The sequence below is a fragment of the Candidatus Binataceae bacterium genome, assembly GCA_036495685.1.
GTDB lineage: Bacteria > Desulfobacterota > Binatia > Binatales > Binataceae > JAFAHS01.
The window spans coordinates 1-10327 of sequence record DASXMJ010000223.1 but is presented as its reverse complement, the minus strand read 5'-3'; the positions used below and the strand labels follow the sequence as shown (position 1 = coordinate 10327).

Sequence of the window (10327 nt, the reverse complement as noted above, 5' to 3'; positions counted from 1 at the left end):
TATGGCCTGCTGGAAGCACCCCGCATCGACGAGCAGGGCCGACTCTATTTCAGCGACATCCCCAACGGTGGCGTTTATCGGCGCAATCCCGACGGCCGCGTGGATACCGTCATCCCCAAGCGCAAGGGGGTTGGCGGCATGATGTTCAATCAGGGTGGAGGGATCGTGTGTACCGGCCGGGGGCTGATCCTGTTCGATGAAAACACGGGGCAAAGCCGCAACCTGTTCGTGGAGTGGGAAGGCAAGCCGCTCATGGGTCTGAATGATCTCACCGTCGACGACCAGGGCAGCGTTTATACCGGGTCGCTCAATTTCGATCCGCTGGGCAGCGGTAAACCCGTCCCCGGCAGCTTGTTTCGCGTCGACCCGCCGGGACGCGCGACCAAACTCTATGATGGCATCGAAGTTACCAATGGTCTCGGCTTCAGCCCGGACCGCAAGCTCCTGTATCACAGCGACTCCACCACCGGCGCGGTCTGGGCCTACGACGTGGCGACCGACCGCACGGTCAAGAATCGTCGAATCTTCGCCAAGCTGCCCGAGGGATGGCCCGATGGAATGGCGGTCGATGCGCAGGGTGGAATTTGGGTCGCCGCAGTCCGGGTGGGCGAAGTGGTGCATTTCGGCAACGACGGCATCTTGAAGAAACGCATCAAGCTGGCGGCCACGATGGTCACGAGCCTCGTGTTCGGCGGGCGCGACATGCTGGATTTATACATCGTGACCGCGGACAACACCGACGACAAAGAGCGCAAAGGAACGATATTCCACACCCGTGCGGACGTCCCCGGACTGCCGGTGCCGAAGGCCCGGTTTTAGGGGAGGAGTTCGCCTCGCTACGTGTGCCGGCCCGCCGCCCGTACACGCGGAGTCTCTCGGGTTCGAGCCGGGTGGAGCACCAAAGTGCCTGGCGATCGCCGAACAGGGGGACGCTGCGTGTTACTGAGCGGTTTGTCCTCAACCGCCGCCCGGGTTCTAGAAAGGATCAGAGGCTGTCGGGCAGGTGCCTGAGGCGGCGCTCAGGATGCCGCCCGATGCGACGATCCCACCGTGGCGCGTCGTGCGGCGGACCGAGTCACCGCGCGCATCATGCCGTCGCGCCCGCTCCGGAAGCGCTCTCCACCCCACACAACCTCATTGCCGGTTAAGCTGACCAGCCAGATTGCCGCGGCCAACACGTCTTTCAGAGGAACCATCAACGCGTCGCGCGCCAACCCGGGCAGCTTGAGCACCCGCGCGATGATCACGGCCGAGATGCCGATACGAAGGGTGAGGACGCCAACCAACACTGCAATACTGCCAGCACTGAATCCGGAGATGAGCATAAGCAGCAGCGCCCAGAAGGTCGCATGGCAGAAGATGGTCCCTACGCTGACCGGGCGCACCCACCGTACCGTGCGTGCCCAGCGAAGTTGTCGGCGCCACACCGCCCTGAGCCGCGTCTCCTCGAAGCTCAGCGTCACCAGCGAGTCGGAGAGCCTGACCCGCCAGCCGTGTTGAGTGGCGAACCTACCCAGGTAGAAATCGTCCGCGAGCAGATCTTTTACGGCGCGAAATCCGCCGATCGACTCCAGGGCATCGCGCTTTATCGCGACGGTCGCGCCCAGGGCATGGCGCATCGGTTCAAGTGCGGAGGACAAAAGCACCTGCGGTGTGAAATCGGTATTCACGAACAACGCTTCCAGCCGTGACATGAAGGATCCAGACGGCCGCGCGCGATATGCGCAAGTCACGATGCCCACCTGGTCGTCCGCCTCCAGCTCGCTCACGATTCGAAGAAGGTAGTCGCGATCGACCGAGATGTCCGCGTCGCTCATCACGAAAATGTCCGCCTTTTCGGCGCGGTCCGACATCCTGATAACTTTGGCGATTTTGCGGTTCGCGCAGTCCGGTTCTTCGCCCACCAGCAGCCTGATATTCGCGAACTGGTAGCGGGCGCGCAGCGCGGTCGGAACTTCCGCCGCCGGGTCATCATAAGATGACACCGCGAAGAAATAGTCGAGCCGCGGATACGTCACCTCGAGGAAGCTCATCAGGTTTGCGGCCAGCGACTCGTCCGTTCCGTGCAAAGGTTTCAGAATTGCGACGCGGGGAGCGATCTTCGGGAGCGCCGCGGGCCGTTTCGCTGCCCGCTTTGCGAAGCGCAGCGCGGCGACAAATGATGCGAGACAGTAACCGACGCCGATGATTATGCCCGCGTCGCAGAGAAGGCTAAGTAAGCTCATGACAGCCAGTAGGCCGGCCAGGCAGGCCCCGCGCTCAATGGTAAACCGCCTCCCTCGGGCCTTGTTTAGGCGGCCACTCGCTGCTGAGCCATCTGATGCCGGCGCTGGCGCATGGTAGAGAGAAACTGCATACCCTCCTTCAGCAGCCGCTTCGCCTCTTCGGTGGAGGTCATCATCTTCTTCACTGACTTGAAGATGTAGCGCGGGCGGAAATAGAAGCTGCGGTAAAAGCGTTCCACCGCACCGTAGATCTCATCATTGCTCAGGCCCGGATACTTGATGGTGCACTTCTGGTAACCCGATTCGTCGAGCAGCGGATCGACCGCCAGGTAACCGTTCTTGGTCACGTATTCGAACAGCTCGGTGCCGGGGTAGGGGGAAGCCAGCGAGACCTGGATGGTTTCGCAGTCCATCTCGCGCGCAAACCGCATCGATTCCTCGATGGTGTCCTTGGTCTCGCCCGGCAGACCCAGGATAAAGGTACCGTGCAGGAGAATGCCTATTTCATGGCAATCGCGAGTAAAACGGCGCGCACGGTCAAGGCCGACGCCTTTCTTGATATTCTTCAAGATCTGCGCGTTGCCCGATTCGTAGCCGACCACGAACAGCCGCAGCCCGCCGTCCTTCAGAATTTTCAGCGTTTCGTAATCGACATTGGCGCGCGAATTGGTCGACCAGGTTATGCCGAGCGGCTTCAGTAGTTGCGCGATCTTGCGCGCGCGCGCCGGGTCGGCGGTGAAGGTGTCGTCGTCAAAGAAGAGTTCCTTCATTTTCGGGAACTTGGCCTTCATTGCCGACACTTCTTCAAGCACGTTCTCGGGACTGCGCACTCGGTAGCGATGGCCCTGGGTGACCTGTGGCCACAGGCAGAAAGTACACTTCGCCGGACAGCCGCGCCCCGTGTACATCGACACATACGGGTACTGGCAGTAGGGGCTGTTGTATTTCAGGTAGTCCAGGTTCTTTTCGTAGACCTCGGTTACGAACGGAAGCTGGTCGAGTTGCTCGTCGGTAAGATTTGGGCGATCCGGGTTGTGATGAATCGAGCCATTCCTGCGATAGCTGATTCCAGTTATCTTGTCCCAATCCATGCCCCGCGCGACCTCGACTATCGAATGATCGAATTCTTTGCGTCCCGCGACATCGACCGCGTTCGATAGCTGCAGCACCTCGTCCGGGCGGGCGGTCGGATGCCCACCGACAAAGGCGATGGTGGCATTGGGATTTGCGGCCTTGATCGATTCGGCCGTTCGCAGATCCATCCGGAGCGAGGGAGTGGAAGTGTGCAAGACCACCAGGTCGTAGGCCTTGGCTTCGTTGATGGTCTGCTCGACCGAGTACCCATGTGGAGGGGCATCCAGCAACCGAGCCCCCGGTATCATCCCGGCAGGATATGCAAGCCACGTGGGGTACCAGAAAGACCAAACCTCGCGGGTAGCTTGATAGCGAGAGCCTGCCCCACCGTCGAAGTCGTCATAGGACGGCGGGTTCAGGAACAGGGTCTTCATAAAATCCATGGTATAGGCGTCTCCGAGTGGCCTGTCCGCTTGGTTAGTCAGGCACTATACAAACCGGCTGAGCCGAACGCAAGATTTCAGGGAAAATGCGATGTATTTTGGGAGTATTCCACCCTTGCTTTCGGACCAAACCGCTGCGCAGCCGCTCAGCGCCGTTGGACCCCCCGCTTTTCCGGAAAATCTGTAAGGGCAAATGCGACCGCGCCCGTGAGACCCCCAAGCATGGTGGCAGCGAACCACAAAAGCCCCAGCGCAATCGCGTCGTCACGCGCCATTCCGGCCATCCCGAAGAGAATCAGGTAAGCGGTTTCGCGAACTCCCAACCCGTTCAAGGTTACCGGCAACCCGGCCGCCACGTTCGCGATCGGTACACACAGCAGAAACACGGCGAGCGGTTGGGGTAGCCCGAGCCCGCGCGCCAAGATCCATTGCGCCATCCCGAGCGATGCCTGGAGCAAGAAGGAGAGCGAAAAGCCTGGCAACATCGAGAGCGGGCGATGTAGATACGGATGCACAACTCCCAGACCCCGGCGCAACAAACGCGGCAGGCGCGGCAGTATCATCGCGGCGAGCGGAGCCAGAAGCACGAGGGCCAGCGCGATGGCGCCAATGAGCACGATGGCCCTTATGAGCGGTGGTGCCAGTGCGGAAGGAATCAGCAAAGCCATCAGGGCCGCAAGCCAGAACAGAGCAATCAGCCCAGTTCCACGATCCGCCACCACCGATGCAATCGCTTCGCCGAGTCGATGGGTTTTGCGGCCGAGGTACACCGCACGGAGCGCGTCACCGCCGAGCAGCCCCGGAACGAACAGATTCGTGAACAAGCCCACGAAATAATATCCGAGAAAGTCACGAAAGCGCGCGCGCACTCCCACTACCGCGGCCAGCAATTGCCACCGCCACGCCGACATCACTTGCCCGGCGACGTAAATCGCGACCGTCGCGACGAAGTACTCGAGATTCTCCCGTCCCAGGATGCGCAGCACCGGCCGCGCGTCGTAGTGCCACAGCAGAAATCCGATGACCAACAAGCCGACGCCCGCGCGAGTCGCGAAGGCGAGATACGAAGAGCGCCGGTTGGGGGCCGCGACGTTCTCGTCGGCAGGAGAAAATTTACTCGCGGTCTGCTCGCTCACCAGATTTCTCGATTGCGCGCTTGTGAAATTCCGCGCCGATCACGCTGAATGTGCCGAGCTGCTCGCCGAGGCGCGCAAGGTCGGTCTCGTCCAGCACCAGCACTTTCTTGCCGGAGCTGTGCCACAAACGCAGCAGGTCGGCGTCGTTCCTGAGAAAATATTCGCCCGCTTCGGGTGCAAGCCTCGAACCAAACCCGAGCTCAGTCCGTGCGCCGACCAGCACGACACGTTTGCGGGTATAGAAGGGGAGCCCCTGCACGTAGCGATGGTAGCAAATCACCGTCGCGTCAGGCGCGCGCAGAGCTATTTCGCGCGCGAGAACTGCATAGGAGCGCAACGGTTCCGCCTCGATTCGGGCCCAACTGGCCCCCATCAACGCAAACGCCATGGTCAATATCAGGGCCATAGTTCCAGCGCCGTTCAGGCGGACAAGGAACAGAGCCGTGACGATGGCACCACCGGCTATCAGCACCGCTCCCACGCCCAGAAGCGCGGGTTGCATGTACATGGGATATGGGGATGCAAATCGCGCCGCGAAAATGCCCGCGGCAATCGCGACCGCTCCCAGAATTCCGAGCAGGGGTCCGCTTTCGGCGAGAATGCGCGAGTCTGGTGGGGCGACCGCTCGTCCCTGTGTTTCGAAAGGCCACGCGCAGGAGATGATTCCGTCGGCGATCAGAATCGCGATCGGCGGCACCGCCGGCAGGATATAGGGGATGAGCTTCGCGCTGGCGCACGAAAACACGACGCTGGTACTCACTGCCGCCGCTACACAGAATCGCCGCGCGGGATTCGGCTTAAGTCGGCGCCAGGTAAGAAATGGCACCAGCAGTGACCAGGGCAACAGTCCCGCAAGCAGCACCGGAACGTAGAAGTAAACCGGCTCGCCGTGGCTATACGATACCTGGAACGCGCGCCGCAGATGCTCTCCCACGAAATAGAAATCGAAATATCCCGGGACAAGCACGATCATCGAGATAAACCACGGCGCGCTGATTACCACCACGAGCCCGAGCCCGCCGAGCACCCGAAAGCGTGCGATCGCCCCGCGCCAGTCGCGTTCCCAGACGAGGAACGCGAGCATCCCTAAAAGCGGCAGGATGATCGCCACCGGGCCCTTGGTCAGCACCCCGAGGGCAATCGCGGCATACCCCAGCCAGCACCATCGGCCACCCTCGCGCCAGTGCAGGAACAGTGCGAAGTTTGCGATCGTCACGAAGGTGGTCAGCATCATGTCGGTGGTCACCACCTGCGCCATCGTCGCGTAAAGAGGAATCGTCGCCAGGATTCCGCCCGCGACGAGCGCATGCCGCGTGCCAAAGCAGCGCGCCGCAAACCACGCAGTGGCCGCAACGCCGAGCACGCCGAACAGCGCCACGGACAGCCGCGTGGCGAATTCATTGATTCCGAAGACCGCAAAGGAAATGGAGGTCAACCAATAGAGCAGGGGCGGCTTCTCGACGTAGATGACGTAGTTCAGGTGCGGGATCACGAGCGACCCGCCCGAGACCATCTCGCGCGCGATTTCCGCGTAGCGCGCCTCATCCGGCTCCCACAACCCGTAACGCCACAGATTAAAGAAGAAAATGAGAGCTGCTAGCGCCGCTGGAGCGGCGCTAGCGCGCATCGCGCTCGGCGTCGGCGCGGTCGACGGCGGTTGGCGGGAACCGGGATTGGCTGCGGCCACGGCGAACGAGTCTAGCGACTGAAGGCTGTTGGTCACAGTACGGCGCCGCCTCGACCGCCGGCATCCATGGTTGAGAATCATCTCGATCCACAGCCGTCCGCAAACCACCGCACCCTTCGCGCGCGACAGCTGCGCGGGCGCGCAACTCCTCGCAGAATCCCGGACTCTTCTCTGCGCGCGGGCTTGGGGGCGCGCCCGCGGACGTCTTATCGGCAGCGGCCCCGGTCATCGGGTGTCAGCTTTCGTTGCGCGAAATGTCATATTTATTCATGTTGACAGAACTTGACATATGTTGATCGGAAAGCTGATATTGCACGTACAACGCTCGTTTCTCCTTGCGCAGGAGGCGCTCATGGCCAAGGCAAAGTCACCGAATGGATCCGCCGGCATAGGGCTCTCGGCTCCGCAAGTCCGCGAGATCGCCGAACCGAATCTGCTGCGCGAGATGTTTCCCTACCATGCGGTCCCTAAGATCGAGTTCGATGGGGCGATCGAAGCACCGGATCCGGCGCCCGAGTTCTTCATCACGGACACGACCTTCCGCGATGGCCAGCAGGCGCGCCCACCCTACAGCGTCGATCAGATTGTCGCGCTCTATACGATGCTGCATCGACTCGGCGGGCCTAACGGCGTGATTCGCCAAACCGAGTTCTTTTTGTATTCCGACCTGGATCGCGAGGCGGTACGGCGCTGTCTGGCGCTCGGTTTTGAGTTTCCCGAAGTCACCGGATGGATTCGCGCGGTTAAGGCCGACCTGAAGCTGGTAAAGGAAATCGGAATAAAGGAAACCGGCATTCTGACTTCCTGTTCGGACTATCATATCTTCCGAAAGCTTCGGAAAACGCGCGGCCAGGCGCTGGAGGATTACCTGGGGATCGTCCGGTCAGCGCTCGATGAGGGCCTCACCATCCGATGCCATCTCGAAGATGCGACCCGCGCCGACTTCTACGGGTTCGTGGTGCCGTTTGTCACCGAGCTGATGGAGTTGCGCGCAGCCGGTGGCGCCCAGGTGAAGATTCGCGTCTGCGACACCCTGGGATTCGGGGTACCGTATCCGGGTGTTGCATTGCCACGCAGCGTTCCCAAGTTGATTCTGGGCCTGCGCCGCGAATGCGGAGTCCCGTCCGAATGCTTGGAGTGGCACGGGCACAACGACTTTCACAAGGTACTCGCCAACGCTACCGCCGCGTGGCTCTACGGATGCATGTACGCGAACGGCACCCTGCTGGGCTACGGTGAACGGACCGGAAATCCTCCGCTCGAGGGCCTGGTGATGGACTACATCTCGCTCAAGGGTTGCAACGGAGTTGATACCGCCGTAATCACCGAAATCGCCGATTATTTCGAGAACCAGATAGGCTATCGCATCCCCGCGAACTATCCATTCGTAGGCCGCGAGTTCAACTCGACCCGCGCCGGAATCCATGCCGATGGACTCCTCAAGGACGAGGAAATCTACAACATCTTCGACACCGGCAAGATTCTTGGCCGCCCACCGCGCGTGGCGGTCGACAAGACCTCCGGCACCGCTGGAGTCGCCTGGTGGATCAATTCGTACTTCAAGCTTAAGGGCTCCACCCAGGTAAGCAAGCAAGCCGACGCCGTCCGGAAGATAACCGATTGGGTCGACCACCAGTACAGCGCGGGACGAAACACTTCTATTTCGGATGAGGAACTGGCTACGCTGGTTCGGGTACACCTGCCGGAAATCGCATCAACCCTTTAGGAATCGATGGGCGATACACTCGAGTCGCTGATCCTGGATCTGCTGGCGTGGTTGGCACCGCGCGAACGGAGCTACGAGGAAGTGATGGACGCCTGGCGCACTTCCTGCCCCAAGTTTCCGGTATGGGAAGATGCAAATGATCGAGGCCTGGTGACAAAGGTGCGGGTGGGCGATGGTTTGATGGTCAGGATCACCGCGTCGGGGGTCGCGCATCTGCGCGACCACTACCTCGGCGATTAGCGTCAGTACCCGCTCGCTAATCCGCCCTTGCGCGCATCCGCCGCACCTCGCAAATTCCCCGGCTCGGTTTTCAACGCTCCCACCGCACCCAGCATCGGAACCATCCGCAACCGATAGCCCATCTGTGTGAGTGCGGAAGTGGTCTGCCCAGGCATCTTTTCCTCGATGACGACCGTTTCCGGAGCCGCCTGCTCATGAATTCGCGGCAGGTCCACCGACACACCCGGCCCGAGATGGAAATCGAGCACGTCGAGCATCACCTGCAGTACCCCGGTAACAATCGTCGGACCACCTGACCCGCCCACCGCGAGAACCGGCTTACCATTCTTTGCCACGATCACCGGCGCCATCGATGACAGCGGCCGCTTGCCGGGCGCGATTTCATTGGCTGGCTCGCCCTCCAGGCGAAACGCGTTCGGAACTCCCGGAGCCACCCCGAAATCATCCATCTCGTTGTTCAGTATGATCCCGAGGTTGGGATCCATCAGCTTGGCGCCGAACGAGGTGTTGATGGTCGTGGTCAGCACCACCACATTTCCCTGCCGGTCGGCGACGATGAGATTCGCAGTGCCGTGGTCGTGTGCGGTTTCGGCCGGCGGCGTTAGCTTATGGTGCAGCGCACGCTCGCGCGCCTGATCGATATGCTGCGCCGAAAGCAGCTTGACCACCGGCACGTTGACGAAAGCGGGGTCGGCGTATTTCTCGCGATCGATAAATCCCTCGCGCATCACCTCGATGAGGCGGGCCAGGTAGGGTGATGAATTTACCCCCAGACCGCCCAGATGCCCGGTTTCGAGCATGCCGAGCATCTCAAGCAACACCCCGCCCGACGATGGCGGCGGCATCACGTAGACCTCGTAGCCTCGATACGCGCGGTGCAGCGGGTCACGCCAGACTGGCTGGTAGTTGGCCAAGTCTTCGCTGGTAACTATTCCGCCATGCCCCTGGATGAATTGCACCAGCTCCTCTGCGATCGGTCCGTGGTAGAAAACCTCGCTTGGTTGGTTGCCCAGACGCTTAAGCGTGGCCGCCAGGTTCTTGTTGAAAATGAGATCGCCAGGTTTGGGGGCGCTGCCGTCGGGCTTGAGAAACACGGCCGCGAGGCCGGGGTCGAGCTTGAGGCTATTCGCCAGCGAGCTGATTTCACGCGCCAGATGCGGGCTCAGCGCAAAGCCGTTCTGTGCCAGTCGCACCGCGGGCACCGCGACCTGCTGAAACGTCATCGTCCCGTAGCGCCGCAGGGCCGCATCGATGCCGGCGACGTCGCCGGGCACCGCGATCGCGAGCGCGCCGCTGCGCGCGAGCGATTCGTCCGGATGACCATCGCGGATAAACATGTTCGCCGTCGCCTTGAGCGGAGCGCGCTCGCGATAGTCGAGTGCATAGAATTCGCCGGTGCTGGCGAGGTAGATGAGCATGAAACCGCCGCCGCCGATTCCACACGAGGCCGCGTGGGTAACCCCGGTCGCGAGCCCAGCGGCGCACGCGGCATCGATCGCGTTGCCTCCGTGCTTGAGAATCTCGACACCCGCTGCGGATGCTTCCGTGGTTTCCGCCACTACCATTCCGTGCTGAGCAACGGCGGCAGTGTCGCTGGGTACGGCGCCCGCGGGCGACACGAAGAGCGGGGACAACAGCGAGGCGCAAATCGCCAAGCAGAAGGCGTGCAAGCTGAGTGGTCTGCGGACCATCTCGGAGTAACTAACAATCAGCGCCCCCGGATGAAAGCGCCCGATTCCCAACCCTTGCGGGCAACCCAGCTTTCTCGCGTATCGCGGCGGACCGGTTTGCTGTCC

Annotated in this window: 8 protein-coding genes; 3 read left to right on the top strand and 5 right to left on the bottom strand. The window is 61.5% G+C overall.

Going from position 1 to position 10327, the window contains the following annotated elements; genetic code table 11:
- Positions 1-819: SMP-30/gluconolactonase/LRE family protein (locus VGI36_20285; GenBank protein HEY2487489.1), on the top strand; the 819-nt coding region annotated here is incomplete at its 5' end.
- A 200-nt stretch (positions 820-1019) separates the two neighbouring features.
- Here the strand turns inward: VGI36_20285 and hpnI are convergent.
- The 4 genes from hpnI to VGI36_20265 form a co-directional block, all read right to left on the bottom strand.
- Positions 1020-2225: a bacteriohopanetetrol glucosamine biosynthesis glycosyltransferase HpnI gene (hpnI, locus tag VGI36_20280; protein HEY2487488.1), complete on the bottom strand. Its 1206-nt coding sequence runs from the start codon at positions 2223-2225 to the stop codon at positions 1020-1022.
- 65 nt (positions 2226-2290) lie between these two features.
- Positions 2291-3742, bottom strand: a complete 1452-nt coding sequence (gene hpnJ, locus VGI36_20275; GenBank protein ID HEY2487487.1) for a hopanoid biosynthesis associated radical SAM protein HpnJ — start codon at positions 3740-3742, stop codon at positions 2291-2293.
- A 146-nt stretch (positions 3743-3888) separates the two neighbouring features.
- Positions 3889-4878 carry a lysylphosphatidylglycerol synthase transmembrane domain-containing protein gene (locus VGI36_20270; protein HEY2487486.1) on the bottom strand — a complete coding sequence of 330 codons (990 nt, stop codon included), beginning with the start codon at positions 4876-4878 and terminating at the stop codon, positions 3889-3891.
- The gene (locus tag VGI36_20265; GenBank protein HEY2487485.1) at positions 4856-6601 is read right to left on the bottom strand and encodes a glycosyltransferase family 39 protein; all 1746 of its coding nucleotides are present in this window, start codon (positions 6599-6601) and stop codon (positions 4856-4858) included. Before VGI36_20265 ends, VGI36_20270 begins: the two co-directional genes overlap by 23 nt.
- A 316-nt stretch (positions 6602-6917) precedes the next feature.
- On the opposite strand from VGI36_20265, the gene VGI36_20260 reads away from it, so the two are divergent.
- Positions 6918-8291, top strand: a complete 1374-nt coding sequence (locus VGI36_20260) for a hypothetical protein (GenBank protein HEY2487484.1) — start codon at positions 6918-6920, stop codon at positions 8289-8291.
- Between the two features lie 6 nt (positions 8292-8297).
- Positions 8298-8531 carry a hypothetical protein gene (locus VGI36_20255; protein ID HEY2487483.1) on the top strand — a complete coding sequence of 78 codons (234 nt, stop codon included), beginning with the start codon at positions 8298-8300 and terminating at the stop codon, positions 8529-8531.
- A 2-nt stretch (positions 8532-8533) separates the two neighbouring features.
- Here VGI36_20255 and ggt read toward each other — a convergent pair.
- Positions 8534-10327 (bottom strand): gamma-glutamyltransferase (gene ggt / locus VGI36_20250; protein ID HEY2487482.1); only part of this gene is annotated, 1794 nt, incomplete at its 5' end.